The sequence below is a fragment of the Streptomyces macrolidinus genome, assembly GCF_023887685.1.
GTDB classification, from domain to species: Bacteria; Actinomycetota; Actinomycetes; order Streptomycetales; family Streptomycetaceae; genus Streptomyces; species Streptomyces macrolidinus.
Genome location: NZ_JAMWMR010000008.1, coordinates 1 through 22176 on the forward strand (window position 1 = coordinate 1; position 22176 = coordinate 22176).

The 22176-nt window shown below is 71.1% G+C and carries 13 protein-coding genes; all 13 read left to right on the forward strand.

Annotation, left to right across the window (positions count from 1 at the left end; all coding sequences use genetic code 11):
• Positions 1 to 1898 (forward strand): ATP-binding protein (locus NGF19_RS11950; protein ID WP_252424745.1); only part of this gene is annotated, 1898 nt, incomplete at its 5' end.
• On the forward strand, positions 1889 to 2176 hold the full coding sequence (locus NGF19_RS11955) for a hypothetical protein (RefSeq protein ID WP_252424746.1): 288 nt from the start codon (positions 1889 to 1891) through the stop codon (positions 2174 to 2176). The genes NGF19_RS11950 and NGF19_RS11955, both read left to right, overlap by 10 nt.
• Positions 2173 to 8928 carry an eCIS core domain-containing protein gene (locus tag NGF19_RS11960; protein WP_252424748.1) on the forward strand — a complete coding sequence of 2252 codons (6756 nt, stop codon included), beginning with the start codon at positions 2173 to 2175 and terminating at the stop codon, positions 8926 to 8928. Before NGF19_RS11955 ends, NGF19_RS11960 begins: the two co-directional genes overlap by 4 nt.
• Positions 8921 to 9505 (forward strand): hypothetical protein, encoded by a 585-nt coding sequence (locus NGF19_RS11965; protein WP_252424750.1) that lies wholly within the window; start codon positions 8921 to 8923, stop codon positions 9503 to 9505. Before NGF19_RS11960 ends, NGF19_RS11965 begins: the two co-directional genes overlap by 8 nt.
• A 2-nt stretch (positions 9506 to 9507) precedes the next feature.
• A complete protein-coding gene (locus NGF19_RS11970; RefSeq protein ID WP_252424752.1) occupies positions 9508 to 10200 on the forward strand; it encodes a hypothetical protein in 693 nt (230 codons plus the stop codon).
• A 10-nt stretch (positions 10201 to 10210) separates the two neighbouring features.
• Positions 10211 to 10573: a LysM peptidoglycan-binding domain-containing protein gene (locus tag NGF19_RS11975; protein WP_252424754.1), complete on the forward strand. Its 363-nt coding sequence runs from the start codon at positions 10211 to 10213 to the stop codon at positions 10571 to 10573.
• The gene (locus NGF19_RS11980; RefSeq protein WP_252424756.1) at positions 10566 to 11705 is read left to right on the forward strand and encodes a hypothetical protein; all 1140 of its coding nucleotides are present in this window, start codon (positions 10566 to 10568) and stop codon (positions 11703 to 11705) included. The genes NGF19_RS11975 and NGF19_RS11980 overlap by 8 nt, the downstream gene beginning before the upstream one ends.
• Before the next feature lie 63 nt (positions 11706 to 11768).
• Entirely contained in the window at positions 11769 to 12305 is a 537-nt protein-coding gene (locus tag NGF19_RS11985) for a phage baseplate assembly protein V (RefSeq protein ID WP_252424758.1), read from the forward strand.
• Between the two features lie 17 nt (positions 12306 to 12322).
• Positions 12323 to 12658 carry a hypothetical protein gene (locus NGF19_RS11990; RefSeq protein WP_252424760.1) on the forward strand — a complete coding sequence of 112 codons (336 nt, stop codon included), beginning with the start codon at positions 12323 to 12325 and terminating at the stop codon, positions 12656 to 12658.
• Positions 12655 to 13047, forward strand: a complete 393-nt coding sequence (locus NGF19_RS11995) for a GPW/gp25 family protein (RefSeq protein ID WP_252424762.1) — start codon at positions 12655 to 12657, stop codon at positions 13045 to 13047. The genes NGF19_RS11990 and NGF19_RS11995 overlap by 4 nt, the downstream gene beginning before the upstream one ends.
• The gene (locus NGF19_RS12000; protein WP_252424764.1) at positions 13044 to 16211 is read left to right on the forward strand and encodes a putative baseplate assembly protein; all 3168 of its coding nucleotides are present in this window, start codon (positions 13044 to 13046) and stop codon (positions 16209 to 16211) included. The genes NGF19_RS11995 and NGF19_RS12000 overlap by 4 nt, the downstream gene beginning before the upstream one ends.
• Positions 16208 to 19936 (forward strand): putative baseplate assembly protein, encoded by a 3729-nt coding sequence (locus NGF19_RS12005; protein WP_252424766.1) that lies wholly within the window; start codon positions 16208 to 16210, stop codon positions 19934 to 19936. Before NGF19_RS12000 ends, NGF19_RS12005 begins: the two co-directional genes overlap by 4 nt.
• Positions 19936 to 22143, forward strand: coding sequence for a hypothetical protein (locus tag NGF19_RS12010; RefSeq protein WP_252424768.1), 2208 nt, complete (start codon positions 19936 to 19938; stop codon positions 22141 to 22143). The genes NGF19_RS12005 and NGF19_RS12010 overlap by 1 nt, the downstream gene beginning before the upstream one ends.
• Positions 22144 to 22176 lie beyond the last annotated feature (33 nt).

Below are 22176 nucleotides of genomic sequence, written 5' to 3' on the forward strand. Positions count from 1 at the left end.
GGGCGGGGGGGGGGCCCGCCACAGGACAGCGGGTCACCGAACAGCAGTCCACGGCCTCCGCCCCGCCCGCCGCAGTCGTACCCGTACCCGAATCCCCCACCCCGCTCGATGCGTTGGTCACCCTCTTCGGACTCACCCCCTTCGAACGCGACGTGGTCCTGCTCACCGCAGCCGATGAACTCGACCCGACCACCGCCGCCCGGTGCGCGGCAGCCGCGGGTGATCCGCAACGGGCGTACCCCACCTTCTCGCTCGCCCTCGCCGCGCTCGACGCACCGCACTGGAGCGCGCTCACACCCGTAGCGCCGCTGAGACGTTGGCGTGTCCTGGAGTTGGAGGACGAGACCCGGCTGACGGTCTCCCGGCTCCGCCTGGACGAGCGCATCCTGCACTTCCTGCTCGGCTCGCCCTACCTCGACGCCCGGTTGCACGGCCGCCTCCGCCGCACCACGGCACCGGACGCGCTCCCACCGTCGTACGACCTGGCGGCGACCCGTCTGGTCGAGGGCTGGACCGACGAGGGCCGCGGCCCCGACGCGCCGCTGCTGGTCGAGGTGACCGGCGGCGACCTGCGCAGCCGCGCCGAGTTGGCCGCCACCGCTGCCGCCCGCTGCGGACTCGGCCTCTACGCCATGAGCGCGGAGGACGTGCCGACCGACCCCGTCGAGCGCGACCGGCTGGCGCGGCTGTGGCAGCGGGAGGCGATCCTGCTGCCCGCCGCCCTGCTGGTGGAGGCCGGGGACCTGGACCGCGAGCAGCGCGCGGCGACCGAGGCGTTCCTGAGCGGGGCCGCCGTACCGGTGGTCGTCTCCAGCGAGGACCCGCTGCGCACCGGACGCCCGCACGGCACGCGCGTATCCGTACCGCGCCTGGACGACGAAGAGCAACTGGCCCTGTGGGCAGACGCGTTCGAGAACGTGGCAGACCTGGAAGACGGCGAACTACGCACCCTGGTCGCGCAGTTCCAGTTCCCACCGCACGTCGTCCGCACAGCCGCTGCCGCGGTGGCCCGGCAACTGCCTCAAGAGGGTGAAGCGGACATCGCCGAACTCGCGTGGCGTGCGGGGCTGGACGAGGCCCGCATCGGCATGGACGAACTGGGCCGCCGGATCGAACCACAGGCGGGCTGGGGCGACTTGGTCCTGCACGAGCGCCAGACGGCCGTACTGCGGGAGATCGTCGCGCACGTACGACAGCGGCCGACCGTCCACCAGGAGTGGGGCTTCGCCGCGACCCTGCGCCGAGGGCTCGGCGTCACCGCGCTGTTCGCGGGCGGATCGGGTACGGGCAAGACGCTGGCCGCCGAGGTCATGGCGAAGGAACTGGGCCTGGACCTGTTCGTCGTGGACCTCTCGCAGGTGGTGAGCAAGTACATCGGCGAGACCGAGAAGAACCTGCGCCAGGTCTTCGACGCGGCCGAACGCGGCGGTGCGCTCCTGCTGTTCGACGAGGCCGACGCGCTGTTCGGCAAGCGCAGCGAGGTCAAGGACAGCCACGACCGGTACGCCAACCTGGAGGTCAGCTATCTGCTGATGCGCATGGAGGCCTACCGGGGACTCGCCGTCCTGACCACCAACATGAAGCAGGCCCTCGACACGGCGTTCCTGCGCCGTATCCGCTTCGTGGTCGACTTCCCCTTCCCGGCGGAGCACGAACGCGCCGAGATATGGCGCCGGGTGCTGCCACCGCAGGCCCCCGTCAAGGACATCGACCCCGACCTGCTGGCCCGGTTGACCGTCGCGGGCGGCTCGATCCGCAACATCGCCCTGTCCGGTGCCTTCCTCGCGGCCGAGGAGGGTGACCGGTTGCAGATGCGGCACATGCTCGCCGCGGCCCGCACCGAGTACCTCAAGTCGGAGCGCTCACTGACACCCGCGGAGGTGCGCGGATGGGTGTGAATCGGAGACGGCCCTCGGTGATCCGCGTCGAGATCGGCGAGCTGGTACTGGACGGCTTCCGGGCCGACCCGGAACGTGTCTCGGCGGCGTTCGAGCGCGAACTGGCCCGGCTGGTAAGGCTGCACGGAGTCCCCCTGGCGGCGAACGGTGCGGTAACGGCCGACACGCTGACCGGCCTCGGGCCGTTGCCCCCAGACCTGTCGGCACGCCGTCTCGGCCAGGAGTTGGCCCGCGCGGTGCACGAAGGGCTCAGCGGCCACGGGGAGGTGACCGGATGAGTGCCCGGACCCAGGACGCCGTCGCGGAGCAGTCCGCCGAGCAACGCCGCCGCAAGCGCAGGGAACGTGCCGCCAAGTCCCGTACCCCGGAACCGAAGAACATCGTCAGCGGCGCCGGACAGCCCCTCGACCCGGGCGTACGACGGGAGTTGGAGGAGCAACTCGGCCACGACCTGAGCCGCGTACGCCTGCACACGGGCCGTGACGCGGGGCAGTTGACGGAGCTGTTGGGCGCGGACGCGGTCGCCGTCGGCCAGGACATCCTCTTCCGCGAGGGCACGTTCAAGCCGGGCACGGACGAGGGCCGCCGCCTCCTCGCCCATGAACTGCTGCACACGGTACAGAACCCGCACGGGCTGGGCGCGTTACGGGCCGGCCGCGAACTGGGCGCGGTGAGCTTGCCGCAGCATACGATCGAGCGGGAGGCGGAGGGGGCCGCGCAGAGCCTCGTACGACCTGAACAGGAGCAGCCCGCGCCCGAGGTGCGGGAGGGGCAGGCGACTCCCGGGTGGCTGCGGTACGCCACGGTCGACGCCGACCGCAACCGTGCGGAGGTGATCGACCCGGCGACCCTGGTCGACCGCCTCGCCAACTCGGTCGTCCGCTCGCTGCGTGGCGACCCGGAGGACCTGTCCCGGCGAACGCGCAACCAACTCGCCCGACTTCCCGAGGAGTTGCTCGACGGCGTTCTCGTCCGCCTGGAGAACCGTCTGCTGGCCCCGGAACACGACCGGGTGCTCGACCTCGTGGACGAGATCGAGGTGTACGACGACGGGGCCCAGGACCTCGAACTCGACCCACATGACGCCCCGGAGATCGAACCGGACCTGGCGGAGGAGTTACGCGCCGAGCGCGAGAACGCCCTGCGGACGCTGGAGCAGCGGAGGACCGAGGAGGAGCGGCTGGACCCTGCGCCGGGACCGGAGAAGGAGCGGTCCGGGGAGGACGGTGCGGCAGGCAGCACACCGCCGAACGGCTGGACCCGGGAGCACGCGAGCACCCCGCAGGGCGGGGACGCGCCGCACAAGGGGCAGCAGAAGGCGCGGGGAACGCGGGGGTCCGAGGCCGCACGGAGGGCGGGGGCGGCACCCGGGTCTCCGCAGGGGCTGCCGACTTCCGCCGCTGCCTCCGGTGGGCTGCCGGACATGGGGCAGCGCGGTGGTGAGAAGGAGGAAGACGGAGGAAGCGGGGAGTCCACGGAGCGGCAGGCCACCCCGGTCGCGAGCGAGGAGGAGTCGGCGGCGCGGAACCGCCCGGAGGCCGTCGAAGCGGCTGCGGTCGGCGGACGGGCCGATCGGATAGTCCCGAACGGCCAGGCGCAGCCCAAGGGCTCTCCGGCCGTAACCGGCAAGGACATTCAGTTACCCGGAGCGCTCAGCGCGCTCGACGGCGTACGCAACCAGGACGTGGAGGGGCTGCGGGAGCAGACAGCGGACGACCCGTTCGGGTCCGGCAGTGCGGCGGAGGCCGAGGTCGCGGACGAACCCAGCGCCTGGGACGTCGAGTTGCAGCCCGGAGACTTCCTTCCGCAGCAGGACCTCGACCTGTCCTCCGTACCGGCCGCCGAACAACTGGACCCGTCGTCGGACACCCAGCCCACCCCCTCCTTCCCCGCGTCACCCACGACCAAGGCAGAGCGGGTCCGATCGGACAGGGAGGCGGAGGACGCCGAGGAGGCGGAGGCCGAGGAGGACAGCGCACGCGAACCCGTCGAACTCGAGCCGTCGACCGAGACCGAGGGCAATCAGCGCAGCGCAACCCTCCTGGGCGGTACGGGACTTGACCAGGCGGCGACTCCGTCCGCCTTCGCCACTCGCGACCCCAAGAACGGTGACGACCCGAAGGCCGGACCCGTGACGGCGCAGACCACGGTCGCAGAGGCGCCGGGAAACACCGAGAGCACGTCCGAGGGCGACAGCCGGGAGAAGGAGTCGGCGGCCAAGGAGGAGCGGGGAACCGAGTCCGGCGGAGACAGGGCATCGACCGCCCCTGAGAAGGAGTCCCAACAGGCTGTTGGCGGCCGGGCGGCGCAGTCCGATGCCGGGGTACGGGAGCCGACGGGCGGTGCGGGCGGTGCGGGCGGCACGGGCGTGGGTGGGACCGGTGGCGTCCGGGCCGCCGCAGGGTCAGGTACGACCGGGGCTCTCGGGTCGACTTCCGTCCCTGGCGCCGTGGTTCCGGCCGAAGCGAGGGAATCGTCTCGGTCACCGGCTCGTACGGACGCGCATACGGAGGCCCCCGCCCCCGCCCCGGCCCCGGCGCCGAAGTCCGCACCCGTAGCCGCGAGACCCGCCGCGACCGCGCAAGCCGAGTCCGGGGCCAAGGACGTACCGGAGACCGCACCCGAGGCGGCCCCCGCGCAGCGCTCCCCGCGCGACGGCGGAGGGGGCGGCGGTGCACCGGCCCCAGCTCGTGCCAAGAAGAACTCCGCGCCGGTTCCGAACCTCTCCGGTGTCAGCCCCGAAGCGGGCCTCGCCGCGGCCTCGAAGCTCAAGCCGCACACGGCACTTCAGGCCATGGACGGCGTGGGGGGCGCGGTGGACCGTGCGGTCGGCGACGAGCACAAGACGCTCGCTGCGGCTCCTCCCGCCCTGCAGCGCCCGTCGGGCGCCCCGCGGACCCTTCAAGGCAGACCGCGGACGGACGCTCCCGCTCAGTACTCACAGGATCCGGCCCAGCAGTCCCAGGCGCCGGAGGCGAAGGACGCGAAGGTCACCGGCGAGCAGGAGCCCGAAGGTCGGATCGAGGCGGAGAAGGCGGAGGAGCCGGGCGGCTGGGACACCTTCAAGATGGCCCTGGGCTTCGGCCTGGGCAAGGTGGGAAGCTGGCTCGGCTTCAAGGTCGACGCACAGGAACTCGCCGCGAAGTTCGCCGGGTTGCCGACGAAGGACGAGGCGCTCAAGCAGGCTCAGGCGGGCAACGCTCCGGGCGTGCGGATGGGGGAAGCCGCCGACCGGACGACCGGTGAGCAGGACGGCCATGTCGACGCCAAGGGACAGGAGACCGTCGCGACGGCCCGCGACGACGCCTCGCGAAGGATGGGGGAGGACCAGGTCTACCCCGACGCGCCCAAGGAGCAGTTGACCGCGAAGGTGCCGGGGCAGCAGGGCGGTCGGCAGACAGCCGTAGGGGGCGGAGGGCCGAGCGGTGCCGTACCTCCGGAGGCCGCTTCCGAGGTCGCCGAACACGACCGTGGACCGCAGTTCCAGGCCGCGTTCTCGGACGGCCGCACGAGCATGTCCGAGGGGCGGCAGACCAAGGACCGGGACTTCCGGAACGCTCAGGACGAGCACAAGCACCAGGTGGACGCCGAGATCGCGGCGAACACCAAGAAGCAGGCCGGTGAGCGCGACAAGGCGATGGCCGAGGTCACCGCACAGCGCGAGGACTGGCGCAAGGAGCAGGACGACGAGCTGAAGACGCTCGGTGACAAGAAGACCGAGCGGCACGACAAGATCCGCAAGGACGTCGACGACGAGGAGACGAAGACAGACGACGACGTCGAGAAGGAGAAGGGGAACAGCGACAAGAAGATCAAGGACGAGAGCGACCGGGCCGAGCGCGATGCCCAGCGGCAGCGCGAGGGAGCCGTCCAGGACTCCGGCAACTGGATCACGAAGGCCTTCGACTGGATCAAACAGAAGGTCGTCGAGATCAAGAACGCGATCGTCCGGGTGATCCGGGCGGCGCGAGACGCCGTCACAGGGTTCATCCGCGACTTCAGGACCACGGTCGAACGCTGGATCAACGATGCTCGCAAGAACATCGTCGAAGCGATCAAGAACTTCATCAAGGACCTGATCGAGTTCGCCAAGGCGATGGTCCGAGCGGTGATCGAACTCGCCGACCGAGTCCGGAAGTTGATCACAAATCTGGTCGAAGCGGCGATCGCCCTCGTCAACCGCCTGGCCCACGCCCTGAAGCAGGCCGTCACCGAGTTGCTGAACGCCATCGGCAAACTCCTCAGCGACATCCTCGACGTGCTCAAGAAGATGCTCCAGGCCGCGGTGAAGGCGGTCGTGGACGCGGTGAAGGCGGTGCTGGACTTCGCGTCGAAGCTGCTGGGCGCGTTGGGCGCGTGGATGCTGATCGCCGTCGACTTCCTGACGGACCCGGGCGGCTGGCTGAACGGCGCGAAGAACTCAGCGGTGGACGGCGCGAAACATCACCTGTTCCGCGAGGTGTCCTCGGCGGTCAGGACATGGTTCCAGGAGAAGATCCAGGAGATCATCGGCGTCCCGAAGGCCATCATCGACCAACTCGTCAAGGGCGGCTTCACCCTCGACAAGATCGTCAAAGAGGCGTGGGACGCGGTCGTCCCGCAACTTCCGCTCATCATCGGCGAGTTGGTCATCACCAAGGTCGTCGCGAAGCTGATCCCGGGTGCGGGCTGGGTCATGGCGGTCATCGACGCCATCCGTACCGCCTGGGGTGCGCTGAGCGCCATCCTGGCCTCACTGGGCGCTGTCCTCGGCTGGCTCAAGGTGGTCCGCATGGGCGGCGCCGGCCTCCTCTTCGCGAAAGCGGTCGCGGCGGGTGTCGTGGCGCTGCTGGAGGTCCTCTACCAGGCCCTCATGAACGGGATCGGCAAGTACGTCGCCAAGGTCGGCCGACGCCTGAAGGGTGTGGCGGCGAAGCTGGCCGGACGGGGCGGCGGCCGAAAGCCACGGGCCGGTGGCGCGGACGAACCGGGAGGCAGGCCGAAGGCGGACGGCCGACATGACGAGCCGACCGCGGGGACAACGCCGAAGACCCCGGCCAGGCCCCGGCCCGGCTCTGACCGGCCGGGCCCGACCCGCCCGTCCTCCGGGCGGCCCCCCGCGGGACCGGGCCGCCCCGGCTCCCGCCGCTCCGAGCCCGACCGCCCGACCACACCGGCGACCAGCCGTCGGCACCCGGACTCGACGGAGCGCCCACGGTCGGACCGGGACACACCCTCACGACCGAAGGACGAACCCTCGAACCCGAGCCGCCCGAGGGAACAGGACCCGGCCAAGCCGAGAACGGACGGGGACGGTTCCGGCAGACCGAAGAGCCCCGAGGACGGAGACGGCTCCGGCAGGCCGAGGGACCACAAGGACGGGGACGGTCGCAAGCCGAAGGACCACAAGGACGGGGACGGTCGCAGGCCGAAGGACGGCGACGAGGACCCCCGCAAGCCGAAGCACGACAGGGACGAGGACGGCAGGCGACCGGGGGACAGGGGCAGGAAGCCGCGACGGCCCGGAGACGACGGCAGGCCCGGCAGGAAGCCGAAGGACAGGGACCCGGAGCGGAAGAAGGAGAAGCGGGACCAGCGCAAGAAGGACGAGGACTCGAAGGAGTCGAAGGAAGCGCGGCTGCGGAAGATCGTGGCACGCATCCGCCCCCGTATCGACGGCATGTTGCGTCGAGGCACCGGACGTCCGATCCTTCGCGCGGCCCTGGCGGCGATGCGCGCCTGGTATCGGCTCACCGAACTCAGCGCAGGCGAGAACGAGCACTTCCAGATCCAGGCGGTACTCAACCCGACGGAGCAGGTCGCCAATGGCTTGAAGATGGACACCATCGAACTCGCCGACGCCGTCGACGCGATGGTCAACCACGTACTGAGGTCGGACCACGTCATCGCCGAGTCGCAGCGCATCGGCATCGGGAGCCCGCCCCTCGGCCCCAACGGCTCCCCCACGGCCTCCCGTACCCGTATCGTCCCCGCGGATGTCGGCATCGCTCCGATGCTGCGTCACACGTTGGACAACCCGCTGCCGCACAAGGGCGACGAGATACTCCAGGTCGAGGCCGGTGATCCCCAGTACAACTCCCGGCTGTACTTGGAGCACTCGGAGAAGGGCGGCGGCGGTACGAAACTCGCACCCGAGGGCGTCGACAAGAACTTCACCTACGCTGAGGAGGCCAAAGCGCTCCTGAAAGCGGAACCGGACGGGACCCTCATGGGCGGGCGGATGCTCGAATCCCTGGCCGGAAAGCGGGACAAGTGGCAGGGAGGCCAACTCCCCAACGTCAACACCATGGAACAGGCCGTGTTCACCGCGACTCTCATAGGTCTGATCGAGACAGGTCGTACTCCGTTCGTGATGGTCCCGAACCTGGCCGCGGTCATGGCCTCCAAGTCGGGTGGGCCGCACATCGCGGAGCTCCTCCCGGAGCTTCCGCTGTCCGGGCGTGCGGCGATCAACAACAAGGAAGACATGAAGGAGAAGTTCGGGGAGTTCAGCTATCAGGTGATCGGTGGCCAGGCAGCCGGTCGGCAGACCGAGTGGCTGCTTGCCGCACGTCGAATGTCCGGGCTTCCTACGTACTGGGACGACTTGAGCAGCGGGGCATCAGTATCGGAATCGGTGGGGGAGGGCTTCCTGAATCCCCCGAAGCCCAAGGGGAAGAAGCATCTTGCCCCTGAGATCCACACGCTGATGCAGAGGTTCAAGGAAGTCAGCGGTCATATGGTCCAGAACGCCTACGGTATCGGCGGGGACAAGATGAGAGCGGCCAAACCGCTGTGGGAGAAAGTGGCGGAGGAAATCGGGAAGGACACTCCCCTTCGGCCGCCTACTGCGGCGTCGGAAGAGGTTCTTCGGCGTACCGCCGTCAACCTGAAGATCTGGGCGGACGCCAAGGGACTTGTCTATTCTCCCAAGGATCCCAAGGCCAAGGGCAAGTTCCTGGTGGAGATCTACCGAGAACTCGTCGGAATCGTGGGAATGCCGGCGGACAGCGCATTCGAGAGCAGACTGGAACGAGGCTACAATGGCTGAGATCGGCTACACCGAGATTCACCTGCCCCTGCGGAAGTTGCCCGGGTGGGGGTCCGTGGACGCCATCACACGCAGCGCCGGCTGGCACGTCGTGGACTCCAATGCGGAACGCGGCGACGCGAACTACAAGAAGACCGTCACCTGGGGCGTGGCCGCGGAACTCTGGGTGATGTATGTCGAGGACCTCATCACTCAGGTCTCGGTCGTCATCGTGTTCGGTGCGGACCAGGCTGCCGTCGAAACGCTCGCCCATCGGATCTCCGCGCTGCTGACGCCCTATTCACGCCAAGACGTCCTGGCGGCAGCCAATGAGGACATGTCGAAGGCGGAGACGGCACGCCACCTCGTCCGTCTGGCGCTCTCCGCGTCGAAGGAATTCGACGGCGAGATCTTCGAGAAGCTCCGGACGGCTTCTGAAGACCGTGATCCTGAAATCCGCAATGCCGCTGCCTGGGCGACCGTCTACCTCGCGTGGCCGGAATGCGAGGCCCTGCTGCGGCGGCTGGCGGAGAACGACCCGGACGAACGGGTCCGGGCCGGCTCCGGGGTCCTGCTCGAGAGCCTGAAGGACGGTTGACCGTGACCCGCTACCCCGACATCCCCCACCCCATCCGCTCCGGCATGGTCGTGGTCGACCCCGACACCGGCACCCCCCAGCGCGTCATCGTCCTCCAGTTCAACCCGGACACCCTGGAGCGCAGCATCGCGCCCCAGTCCGCCGGGGACAGTGGGGACGCCGGAGGGGGCGGGACCGGCAGTGGGGATCGGAACGAGGCTCTGCGGCTCAAGGGGCCCGCTCAGGAGACGTGGAAGTTCACCGCCGAGATCGATGCCACCGATCAGCTCGACGTTGCCGCGCCCGACGGGATCCATCCGCAGCTCGCCACCCTCGAGATGCTCGTGCAGCCCACCACCGCGCAGTTGCGGGCCGCGAGCAAGCTGACGAAGAAGGGGGCCATCGAGATCAGTCCGATCGAGATGCCGCTCACGTTGTTCACCTGGGGGAGCAAGCGGGTCATGCCCGTACGGCTCACCGAACTCTCCGTCAACGAGTCCGCGTTCGATGTGAACCTCAATCCGATCCGGGCCTCGCTCAGTGTCGGGATGAAGATCCTGACCGTCAGCGATCTGCCCGCCGGGCACCGCGGTGCCGATCTGTACATGGCGCACCTGGCGCAGAAGGAGCGGCTCGCCGCCGCGGCCCGCGGCGGTGGCCTGGGGGCCCTCGGGCTCGGCGGCGCCGACCTTCTCACCGGCACCGGAAGGGGATGACCCGCACGTCATGGCCGACACCGAGTCCTACGAGAGCGCCCTGGATTCCATACCCGGGTCCCATCCCTACCCGCGCACCAGCCGGTACCACGACGCCGAGATCGGTGTGCATCGGCGGGACGACGGCACCGAAGTCCGGTACATCAAGCGGCGGTTGCTTCCCCCGATCGGTGAGGACATCGAGGCGCACACGGTCGGCGCGGGGGAGCGGGGTGATCTGCTCGCGCAGCGCTACCTCGGTGACCCCGGTCAGTGGTGGCGCATCGCCGACGCCAACCCTGTGCTCGATCCTCGCGAGTTGACGAGCGAGGCAGGGCGCGTCATCGGCATCCCGCTCGCCGGAGGGTTCCCGCGGGGAGAGCGGCGTGTCTGAACAGCCCGTGGGGCAGGGGCCCGTCCATGTCCAGCTCCTCATGGGGCACACGCTCGCCCGCCCCGTTCCCGTCGAGGTCGCCGAAGCACTGCTGTCCGCCCAGATCACCGCCACCGCGGGCGAGCGCAGCGGCTTCCAGTTCGCCTTCGACCTCACCAAGAACGGGCTGATCAACCAACGGCTGCTGCCGGAAGGGCTGTTCGACCCGAAGACCCGCGTCATCCTGACCGTCAGTGTCCGCGGCACCCCCGAGGTGCTGTTCGACGGGCTGATCGTGCGGCAGGAGGTCGGCGCCAGCAACATCCCCGGGCACTCCACCCTCACCGTCACCGGCGAGGATCTGACGTTGCTCATGGACTTGGAGGAGCGCACCGCCCGCTACCCCAATCTGCCGCCGTCCGAGCGCGTCCTCGCCATCCTGCGCCGGTACTCGGCGTACGGCATACGGCCGGACGTCTACACCGAGAAGGTGGCCCAGCCCCCGCACCAGGACCTCCGCGTCCACTACCAGACGGGTACGGATCTTCAGTACGTCACCGAACTCGCCCGCGCCAACGGCTACACCTTCTACCTCGAACCCGGCCCCAACCCCGGCCAGTCGTCCGCCCGTTGGGGTCCCGAGGTCCGGCTCGGGGTCCGTCAGCACGCCCTCAACGTCAACATGGACGCGGCCTCCACCGTCGACCAACTGACCTTCGCGTACGACGGCACGGCGCGGGAGGAGCCGCAGGCGCGCTGGCAGGACCCGGGCACCCGGCAGTCCACCCTGCTGCCCCAGCCGCCGATCAGCCCGCTGCGCCCCTCCCTCGGCAGGCGGCCCACCCCCGCGCTCAAGCGCAAGACCCTTGCCGGTACGGCCAAGCAGCAGCGCGAGCAGGCCGAGGCCGAACTCCTCGCCAGGGCCGCCGTGTCCGCCGACGTCATCTCGGGCTCCGGCTCGCTCGACGTCATCCGGCACGGCTACCTCCTCCAGCCGCGCCGACTCGTCGGCGTGCGCGGGGCAGGACGGGCCTACGACGGCGACTACTTCGTCAAGTCCGTGACCCACAACCTGCGTCCGGGGTCGTTCCAGCAGAACTTCACCCTCTCCCGGGAGGGACTGGAAGCCCGTAGCGACCACGTCCGGCCATGAGCCACAGCCCATGACCCGCGACTCGTGACTCCCGCTCACCCACCAACCAGGAGTACCTCCACCATGGCGGCACCCAGCAATCGTCACCTCGGCAAGTTCCGTGGCCGGGTGATCAGCAACGACGACCCGTTGCGCCTCGGCCGGATCACGGCCGAGGTGCCGGACGTCCTCGGTGGCGAGCCGTCCACCTGGGCGCTGCCCTGCCTGCCGTTCACCGGGCCGCAGTCGGGGCAGTTCGTGGTGCCGCCGCCCGGCGCCGGCGTGTGGGTGGAGTTCGAGCAGGGGGACCCCAGCTTCCCGGTGTGGACCGGGTGTTGGTACGGCGACGCCGACGAACTGCCGCCCGATGCACGCCGGGAGCTGCGGGCGGGCGCCGCGAGCAAGCCGGTCGTCGTGCAGACCCCGCAGGCGCACAAACTCGTGCTCAACGACACCGCCGGGGCCGACCAGGGGATCCTCCTCCAGGCCCAGGACGGCGCCTACATCCGCATCACCCAGGACGCCGTGGTCATCGCCACCGGCGCGGGCGCCGAGATCGTGCTGCGAGGCACCGAAGTCACTGTCAACCAGGGTCAGTTGACCGTCCATTCCAAGCGATAGCCGACGGGGGAGAGAAGTTGTCCGGGAGTCTGTTGGAAGCCGGAGCCGTGATCGGCTGCCCGCACGGTGGCCGCGTGGCGCCCGCCACCCCACCCCCCGATGGCGTACGGATCGGGGGAGTCGCCGTGGTCACGAGCGACCACCCCTACGTCGTCACCGGCTGCCCGCACACCGTCGACGGCGTGTCCTCGCCGTGCACCACGGCGCGTTGGGATGCCGCGGACACCGGCATCACGGTCGATGGCGCACCCGTCCTGCTCGACACCTCCGCCGCCCAGTGCTTCAGCGCGGCCCTCGTCCCGCAGGGGCCACCCGTCGTCCAGGCCGCGCAGCGAAAGGTATCCGTCCGATGAGGCCGACGAGTCAACACACCCGCCCGCGCGCCGACATGGCGTTTCCCTTCCGCCCCGACAGGCGGGGACGCACCGCCCACGCCCGCCCCGCCGAGCATGTCCACGACCTGATCGAGCAACTGCTGTTCACCAGCCCCGGCGAGCGTGTGATGCGCCCCGACTTCGGCTGCGGGCTGCTCGATCTGGTCTTCGCCCCGAACAGCCCCGAGTTGGTCAGCACCCTCGAACTCTCCGTCCAGGCCGCGCTCCAGCGCCGGCTCGGCGATCTGGTCGAGGTGATGGCCCTCGACATCGAGTGCGGGGACGGCCTCGTACGTGTCCGACTCTCGTACGTCGTCCGCGCCACCGGGGCGGTACGCGAGGACGTCTTCGAGGGGAGGGCGGCATGAGCGCGGGAACCACCCGGCGGGGCAAGGTGCGCGCCGCGCGGCTCAACGGAGTTGACGCCGTCGAGGTCGGCGACGACGGGCTGCAGCTCACCGTCACCTTCCTCGGCAAGGCCCCGCACGGCCTCGGCCCCGAGAACGTCCGCGTCGACGGCGGCCGGCGCGTCACCGACATCCGCGCGGTCGACGTCAGCGTCGAACGCGAGGAGGACCCCGAGCTGGACGACCGGCTTCACGTCACCCTCGACCGGGCCGGTGACACCTCCCGCTACCGCCTGTCGCTGGTGGAGGCCGACCCGTACGGACGGCCCGGCAGCACGCCCTACCGAGGCTTCGATCAGCGGTACCACAGCGCGGAGTTCACGTTCCGGCCCGACTGCCCCACCCCCTTCGACTGCCTGGACGAGACCGAGGAGAGCACCCGCTTCCCGTCCGCGCCCGTCATCGACTACACGGCCCGCGACTACGACACCATCCGCACGCTGCTGCTCGACCGGCTCGCACTGACCACCCCGGACTGGACGGAGCGCAACCCCGCCGACCTCGGCACGACCCTCGTGGAGCTGCTCGCGTACACGGGCGACCAGATCAGCTACCAGCAGGACGCCGTCGCCACCGAGGCCTACCTCGACACCGCGCGCCGCCGCGTCTCCGTACGACGTCACGTCCGGCTCATCGACTACGCCCTGCACGACGGCTGCAACGCCCGCACCTATGTGACCGTCGAGACCGCCGCCGACCGCACCCTGGCGCCGGGCTCCTTCCGCTTCGCATCGGTGGACATCCGTACGTTCGACCCGCACGACCGGCCGCCGCCCGGCCCGGTCATCCACGAGAACGAACTCGGTGACCTGGACGAACGCGGCTCCGTGGAGGTCTTCGAACCGGTCGTCGCCACCGAGCCGCTCCACCTGCGGGTCGCGCACAACGCGATCCGGCTGTGGACCTGGGGCGGCGAGGTGTGCGCGCTGCCCGCGGGGGCCACCGTCGCAACCCTGCGCGACGAGTGGACGGACCCCGAGATCTGCCGGGAGCGCAGGCTCGATCTGAAGCCGGGCGACGTGCTGATCCTGGAGGAGGTCAAGGGCCCGCGCACCGGCACTCCGGGCGACGCCGACCCCAGCCACCGCCAGGCCGTACGTCTCACCTCCGTCACCCCAGGCCTGGACCGTATCGAGGACCAGCCCGTCCTGGAGGTCACCTGGGCCACCGAGGACGCCCTGCGCTTCCCGTTCCACCTGACCACGCGCGGCGGGCGGAACTGCCTGCCCGTGGAGGACGTGACCCTCGCTCGCGGCAACGCGGTTCTGGTCGACCACGGCCGCTCGGGCCACGCCGAGACGGTCACCGTGCCACCCGTTCCGGCGGTCGTAGCGCCCTGCGGGCCACGGGAGTTCGGGTGTGATGACCGCCGCAAGGTCAACCTCCCGGCACGGCTCATCACTTCGCTGACGGATCGTACGGAGAGCGGCCGGGCTCTGGCCCCGGACGATCTGCGCGAACTGTTCGACGTCGTGGGGGAGCGGGCCGTCGTACGCGCCGGACTCGGCCTGGAGCAGGCCGGACAGCCTCATGAGCGCGTCGTGCCGGGCACCGCGTACGCGCAGGCCGCGGCCCTGCGGACCCTGCTCGCCCAGTCCGTCTACCCGGGCATCCGGCCCCGCTTCCGTCCCGTCCTCGGCCGCGCCCCCGTCACCCAGGCCGTGCCCTACCCCGACCCGGCGACCATCGCCGCCGGACAGGCCGAGCGGATCGCCGCCGTCCCGGGCCGGATCCGGCAGCGGCTGGTCGATCTGTGGCGCAGCGCCCACGACCGCGACGGGCTCAGCGGGGACGAGATCGCCGAACTCGCCGTGATCTTCGGGCTGAAGGTGCTGGAACGGCTGGAGCTGCGCGGCCGTCCCGTCCGTGCCCTGCGTGAACTGTTGCACCGTAGCGACGAGTTGCTGGCAGCCAAGCTGCGGCGCGTCGAGATCCTCACCGCGCGAGCCCGTACGGGCACCGTGCTGGACGGGCACATCGTCTGGGAGATCGCGCACAGTTGGGGCCCCGCGTACGCGGACGGGCTGCACCCCGAGGATGCGGTCCTGCGCGGTTCGGCGACCGCCGCACTCGCCCAGGATCCGCGCCGCGCCCTGCCCGCCGTACGCCTCCGCGACGGCGATGCGAGGTGGGAGCCGCGCCGCGATCTCCTCGAAAGCGGCGCTCGCGACCGGCACTTCGTCGGCGAACCGGAGGACGACGGACGCCTCGCCCTGCGCTTCGGCGACGGACGGTACGGCGCCGAGCCGACGCCCGGAGCACGCCTGACGGTGCGCTGTCGCCTGGGCGGCGGCATCGCGGGGAACGTCGGTGCGGAAGCCATCAACCACCTTGTCGTCGCGACCGATGCCTTCGCGCCCGACGTCGTCGCGGCCGATGCCTTCGCCACCGACGTGGTCACGGCCGAAGGACCGGGCGGGCCGGTCCCGGTGGTCAGAGTCCGCAACCCGCTGCCCGCAACCGGCGGCACCGAGCCCGAACCCCTGGAGCAGGCACGCCGGTTGGCGCCGCTGGACCTGCGGCGCACCCGCCTGCGCGCGGTCACCGCCGAGGACTACGCGGCCCTCGCCTCCGCCCTGCCCGGTGTCCAGCGGGCCGCCGCCGAGATCCGCTGGACCGGCAGCCTCCAGGAGGTCCACGTCGCGATCGACGCGTACGGCAGCGAGACCCCGCCGGAGGGACTGCTCGACTCGGTGACGCAGGCCCTGGAGGCGTACCGGCGCATCGGGCACGATCTGGTCGTCGTCCCCGCCCAACTCGTTCCGCTGGACCTCGCGTTCACCGTCTGTGCGCGGCCCGGCCATCAGCACGGGCAGATCCTCGCCGACCTGTACCGCGTCCTCGGCAGCGGCCGACTGCCCGGTGGACGGCTCGGCTTCTTCCACCCCGACGCGCTGACCTTCGGCGAACCCGTCCGGCTCAGCCGCCTGGTGGCCGCCGCAGCGGCCGTAACCGGAGTGGAGAGCGTAGAAGTCACTCGCCTGCAAAGGCTGTTCGAGCAGGACCGAGGAGAGAGGGAGGACGGCGTGCTGCCGCTCGGCCCGCTGGAGATCGCCACCTGCGCCAACGACCCCGACCGGCCCGAACACGGGCGGCTGGAGATCACTCTGGGAGGCACCCGATGAGCGGCCGGTCCTGCTCCTGCGGCGGTGCGTGCGGCGGTCATGACGAACGCCTCGCCCCCGCCCCGCTCCACAACCCGCCCGGCCGCAGCGCGCTCGACTACCGCGTCGGTGACCACGGTTCGTTCCTCGCCGCCCTGCTCGACCGGCTCGCCTCGCCCGCGTACCCGGCTCTCGCGGGGCTGACCGTCCGCACCCCCGACGACCCGGCGATCGGTCTGCTCGACGCCGCCGCCGTCCTCGGTGACCTGCTCACCTTCCACTCCGAGCGGATCGCCGACGAGGCCTACCTCCGCACGGCCGACGAACACCGCTCGCTGGTGCTGCTGGGCCGACTCGTCGGGCACCGGCCCCGACCCGGAGTGGCGACCGGTACCCACCTCGCGTACACCCTCGAACGCGACCCGCGCGCCGAGGCGTTGCCCGTACTGATCCCGGGCGGCGCGCGCAGCCACAGCGTGCCCGCCTCCGCCGACGAGCAGTCGCTGACCTTCGAGACCGCGCGGGACCTCACCGCGCGCTGGGACTGGAACGAGCTGACCGTACGGCGCCGCCGCCCCTCCCTCCTCACCCCCGAGGATCTCGACCACCGCTCCGAACTGTTCGTGGAGGGCACCGCGAACTCCCTCCGGACCGGTGACCAGCTCCTCTTCGTCTTTGGTGAACAGGCGCAAGCAGAACGGAAGTTGCTGCCCGTCGCCGGTGTCCGCGTCGACCGCGAGGACGGGATCACCGCGATCACGCTGCCCAAGTCGGCCCCGCCCACGCTGACGGAGCTGGTGGACGCCGTACGACGCTGGATCGCCGAGCCTGCCGGGCCCGGTGAGCCGGGGGACGAGCTGCCGACCCCCGAGGTCCCCGATCCGCGCCCGGTGAGCCGCCTGATCGACGACTTCGACGCCCAGGTCCTCGCCCCGTTGCGCGCGGACCTGGACGGCATCACGACACCGGAGAGTCTGGCGGCCCGCCTCGGCGAGCCCATCGCCCGGTTACGCGAGGCCGAGGTGCTGGCCGAGCCGTACGACGATGTGGCGGCGTGGTTCGAGCGGTTGGAGGCGCTGCTCGCGGAACTTGCCGAGCGAGCCCTGGAGTTGGCCCCCGCGCAACCGGTGGAGACCCTCGCCGCGCACCAGGCCCCGCACCCCGACCCCCGCGAGGCCGCCCACCTTGATCCCCGTCGCGCCGCCCTCCACGCCCTGAGCACCGTCCTCCCCGCCCTGCGCGCCACCGCCCCCACCCCCCGACAAGGGACCCCCAGCACCGACCCCACCCGCCTCCTCACGGCGCTCACCCCGGGCCTCGGCAGCCTCTACCCGGCCTGGCGCACCGCCGCCGCTCCGGGCGCCGGACCCCTCCTGCGCGAGCTGCTCGCGATGCGTGTCACCGCGGCCCCCTTCGGCGCCACCGCCCCGCTCAAGCCCGTCCAGGACGAGCGAGGCCGGGTCATCCGTACCGCCGACTGGCCGCTGACCGGCGCGGTGCTCGCGAGCATGCGCGTGGTCCATGACCCGGCGGGCAAGGTGCCGGTGCGGGCCGAGTTCCAGTACGTCGAGGGGAGCGGCTCCGACCAGCGGGCCGAGAACCTGCCCGTCGCCGAGCAGCTCACCTTCGCTCTGGGGCCCGGTCAGGTCGACCTGTCGACCGGGGCCGCCCAGGGCCGCACGACGATACGCCAGGAAGACGGCGTCACCGCCCGCTTCCACGACGGCCTGCCCGAGCGCAGCCTGTCCGTCTCCCGTCCGCAGGACGACGGCACGGTGCGGATCGCCGTCCACAACGGCGGCACCGAAAAGTTCTCCCTGAAGCCGGGCGACAGCAGGCAGTTCACCCAGGGCGAGTACCAGGTGAGCGTCACGTACACGGTCGGCACCACCGAGCCGAACGTGGAGATCGTCATCGCGAGCGAGCCCGCGCCGGTCAACCGCCGTGTCCTGCAACTGGACAGCGTCCAGGGCGGCATCACCGTCGGCAGTTGGGTGGCGATCCAGCGCCCCTCGAAGGGCGGCACGGTACCCGGCGACGCCGAGTTCGCCTTCGTCACCACCCGGGTCGCGGCCGTCCGCACGGTGACGTACTCCAACTACGGCATCACCGGACGCGGCACCGAACTCACCCTCACCGAACCGTGGTTGGACGAGCGCGACGTCCTGCTCTCCCATATCCGCGACACCACCGTGCACGCGGCGGGCGAGTCACTGCGCCCGGCCGACGAGCCGCTCGGCGAGGACGTGCACGGCAACGAGATCGAACTCGCCGAGCTGTACGCCGGGTTGGGGCCCGGCCGTACGCTCATCGTCAGCGGCGCGCGGACCGACGTACCCGGCGCGATCGGTGTCACGGCCAGTGAGGTGGTCGTGATCGCGTCCGCCGACCCGGTCGTGGACCCGCGACTCCCGGGCGACCATGTCCATACCCGCCTCACCCTCACCACCGAGCTGGCCCACCGCTACCACCGGGCGAGCGTCCGCGTCCTCGGCAACGTCGTCGAGGCCACCCACGGCGAGAGCCGCGAAGAGGCCATTGGCAGCGGTGACTTCGACCGCGTCCACCAGACGTTCGCGCTCTGGCAGACCCCGCTGACCTGGCTCGCCGCCGACAACCCCCTGGGCGCCGTACCGGTGTTGGAGATCCGGGTGGACGGAGTGCTCTGGCACGAGGTCGACAGCCTTGCCGGGCGCGGCCCGACCGAGCGCGTGTACGTCACCGGCACCACCTCTGACGGCCGGACCACCGTGACCTTCGGCGACGGCGTCCACGGCGCCCGGCTGCCCAGCGGCCATGAGAACGTCCGCGCCCGCTACCGCTTCGGCACCGGCCAGGCGGTGAACGTACCCGCCGACCGGATCACCCAACCCCTCACCCGCCCGCTCGGCGTCACCGCGGTCACCAACCCGCTGCCCGCGACCGGCGGCGCCGACGCGGACGGGCCCGCGCTCACCCGCCGCACGATCCCGCTCGCCGTCTCCGCGCTCGACCGGCTGGTCTCCCCGCCCGACTACGAGGACTTCGCCCGCTCCCGCGCCGGAATCGGCCGCGCATCCGCTCGCGAACTCTTCGACGGACGGCGGACCTTGCTGCACGTGACCGTCGCCGGTACGGATGATGTGCCGCTCACCGACGACGCTCTCCGGCCCCTGCGCGCGGCTCTGACCGAGTACGGCGACCCCGGTCTGCCGGTCCGCGTGGACGCGCGCGAACTGGTCCTGCTGCTGATCGCCGCCAAGGTGAAGCTCGCCCCCGACCACGCCTGGGAGAGTGTCGAGCCCCGGCTGCGGCAGGCTCTGCTGCGCGAACTCGGCTTCGAAGGACGTGAGTTGGGGCGTCCTGCGCGGCTCTCCGAGGTCCTCGCCGCCGCGCACACCGTGCCCGGAGTCGACTACGTGGACGTCGACGTCTTCACCGGCGTCCCCGCCTCCGCCACCCCGGACCAACTCGCCGCCCTGCTCGCGGACCCCGGCCTCCCCAGGGCGTCGGTCCCCGCGCGCCCGGCGGCGTACGAGGAGCGGACCCACACGGTCACCGACCCGAACGGCGAGACCCTCACGTCCGTCTGCGCCCGCTATGGCGTCCCCCTCGCCGAACTCCTGCGCCTCAACCCCGACATCACCGACACCCGGCGCCTGCCCAAGGGCCGGACGGTGTTCGTCTTCCGCGGTATCCGCCCGGCTCAACTCGCTCTGCTGTCGGCGCGGGCCACGGACACCCTGATTCTGACGGAGGTCAAGTGATGTCCCCGGACGTCGAGTTGGAGACGTCGGCCGCCGAGCCGTCCCGCGATCCCGACGGGCTCGCCGCCCTGCTGCCGCGCTGGCACCGGCTGCGCGACGCCGAGGAGGGCGAACCGCTGCGGGCCCTGCTCGCCGTCGTCGCCGAACAGTTGGACCGGGTCCGCGACGGCGTCCAGCAAGGCTACGAGGACCTGTTCGTGGAGACCGCCGCGCCCTGGGTGCTGCCGTACCTCGGGGACTTGGTCGGCTACCGCATGCTGCCCGGCTACGAGCGGGTCCTCACCACCGGTCTGCACCGCGGCGGCCGGGACGCGCTCGCCGAGGCCGTCGCCCCGCGCCGGGACGTGGCGGCCACCGTCGCCAACCGACGCCGCAAGGGCACCCTGCACCTGCTGGAGGAACTCTCCGAGCAGGTCGCCGACTGGCCCGCGCGAGCCGTCGAGTTGTCCCGCCAGGTGGCCCACACCCAGCCGGTCAAGCTGCACGGCACCGGTCGGCGCGGCGAGCGCGGGCGCCTGGTGGACCTGCGGGACGGGGCGGCGCTCGCCCTCGCGGGCGGCCCGTTCGAGGAGACGGCCAGGACGGTCGACGTACGGCGTGCCAATTCGACGCGCAGACAGGGAGGTTGGACACCGGCCGGGGTGGGACTCTTCGTCTGGCGGCTGAAGCCGTACTCCCTGACCTCGTCCCCCGCCTACTGCGTCGACCGCGCCCGCAACCTCTACACCTTCTCCCTTCTGGGCAACGACACCCCACTGGTCACCCGGCCGGTCCCGGAACCCTCGCCCGCGCACATCGCGGCGGTCGACAACGTGCCCGCGTTCATCACCCGCCGACTGCTGCGCGACCGGCTCGCCGACTACTACGGCCCCGGCAAGAGCCTGGTCGTCCGGCGTGACGGCGAGGACCGGCCCGTTCCGCTCGCCGACATCGTCGTAGCCGACCTGTCCGACTGGCGGTACCGGCCGGGGCGCGGACAGGTCGCCCTCGACCCGGAGTCCGGACGCATCGCGTTCGGCGCGCGCTCAGCGCCCAGGCAGGGTGTGTGGGTCGACTACCACTACGCGTTCGGTGCCGACATGGGCGGCGGCGAGTACGCGCGCCCCGACCGCGAACCCGTCTCGCCGGGTCCCGACTCGGCGCACGCCGGGGGGACTTGCCTCGACGCCGACGTCTACCGGGTCGGACCCGGACAGCCCTACCGGCGCATCATGGACGCCTACCGGGCCTGGCAGCACGCGCGCACCCCCGGGCGCACCGGCATCATCGAGATCACCCACAGCGGCGCCTACCAGGAGCAGTTGGACTTCGACCTCGACCCCGGTGACCGCCTCGAACTGCGTGCCGGCGTGGGCGCCCGCCCGGTGATCCGGCTTCTGGACTGGTACAGCAACCGCCCCGACGCACTCAACATCCGTGCGGTGCACGCACGTTGCGCGCCGCACGAGCGTCCGAGGGTCGTCCTGGACGGACTCCTCGTCGCCGGTCGCGGTATCAACGTCACCGGTCCGGTGGGTGCTGTCGTCGTGCGGCACTCCACGCTCGTCCCTGGCTGGTCGCTGGAGCCCGAGTGCGCGCCGCACTCGCCCGACGAGCCCAGCATCGTTCTCGAACGCACCACCGCCTGCCTCCAGATCGAGCACAGCATCCTCGGCACCATCGAGGTCATCGGCGACGAGGTCACCGAGGAACCCCTCGACATCCATCTGCGGGACAGCGTCCTGGACGCCACGGGCGACGACCGCGAGGCACTCTCCGCCCCCGATTGCCGTCACGCCCACGCCGTGCTGCGGCTGCACCGTACGACCGTGATCGGTGAAGTGCGCGCCCATGCCGTGGAGTTGGCGGAGAACTCCGTCTTCACCGGAAGGCTTCACGTGGCCCGGCGCGGCATCGGCTGCCTGCGGTACTGCTTCGTCCCACTCGGCTCACGCACTCCTCGCCGCCACCGCTGCCAACCCGACCTTGTCGGGGCCGAACTCTCCGGGCATGTACGACCGTTGTTCGCATCGAAGCGATATGGGACACCCTGGTACGGTCAGTTGGCCGACCGGTGTGCCGAGGGGATCCGGCGTGGTGCGGACGACGGTGGTGAACTCGGCGCCTTTCACGACCTGTACCGGCCGCAGCGGGAGGACGGCCTCAGGGCGCGGCTCGCGGAGTACACGCCCGCGGGCACGGACGCCGGGATCTTCTTCGTGACGTGAGCAGCGCCGTCGTACGGACCACCCGCAGACTTC

Coding starts and splice junctions, on each gene's coding strand:
- NGF19_RS11955 (WP_252424746.1), top strand. CDS start 1,889: ATGGGTGTGAATCGGAGACGGCCCTCGGTGATCCGCGTCGAGATCGGC.
- NGF19_RS11960 (WP_252424748.1), top strand. CDS start 2,173: ATGAGTGCCCGGACCCAGGACGCCGTCGCGGAGCAGTCCGCCGAGCAA.
- NGF19_RS11965 (WP_252424750.1), top strand. CDS start 8,921: ATGGCTGAGATCGGCTACACCGAGATTCACCTGCCCCTGCGGAAGTTG.
- NGF19_RS11975 (WP_252424754.1), top strand. CDS start 10,211: ATGGCCGACACCGAGTCCTACGAGAGCGCCCTGGATTCCATACCCGGG.
- NGF19_RS11985 (WP_252424758.1), top strand. CDS start 11,769: ATGGCGGCACCCAGCAATCGTCACCTCGGCAAGTTCCGTGGCCGGGTG.
- NGF19_RS11995 (WP_252424762.1), top strand. CDS start 12,655: ATGAGGCCGACGAGTCAACACACCCGCCCGCGCGCCGACATGGCGTTT.
- NGF19_RS12000 (WP_252424764.1), top strand. CDS start 13,044: ATGAGCGCGGGAACCACCCGGCGGGGCAAGGTGCGCGCCGCGCGGCTC.
- NGF19_RS12005 (WP_252424766.1), top strand. CDS start 16,208: ATGAGCGGCCGGTCCTGCTCCTGCGGCGGTGCGTGCGGCGGTCATGAC.
- NGF19_RS12010 (WP_252424768.1), top strand. CDS start 19,936: ATGTCCCCGGACGTCGAGTTGGAGACGTCGGCCGCCGAGCCGTCCCGC.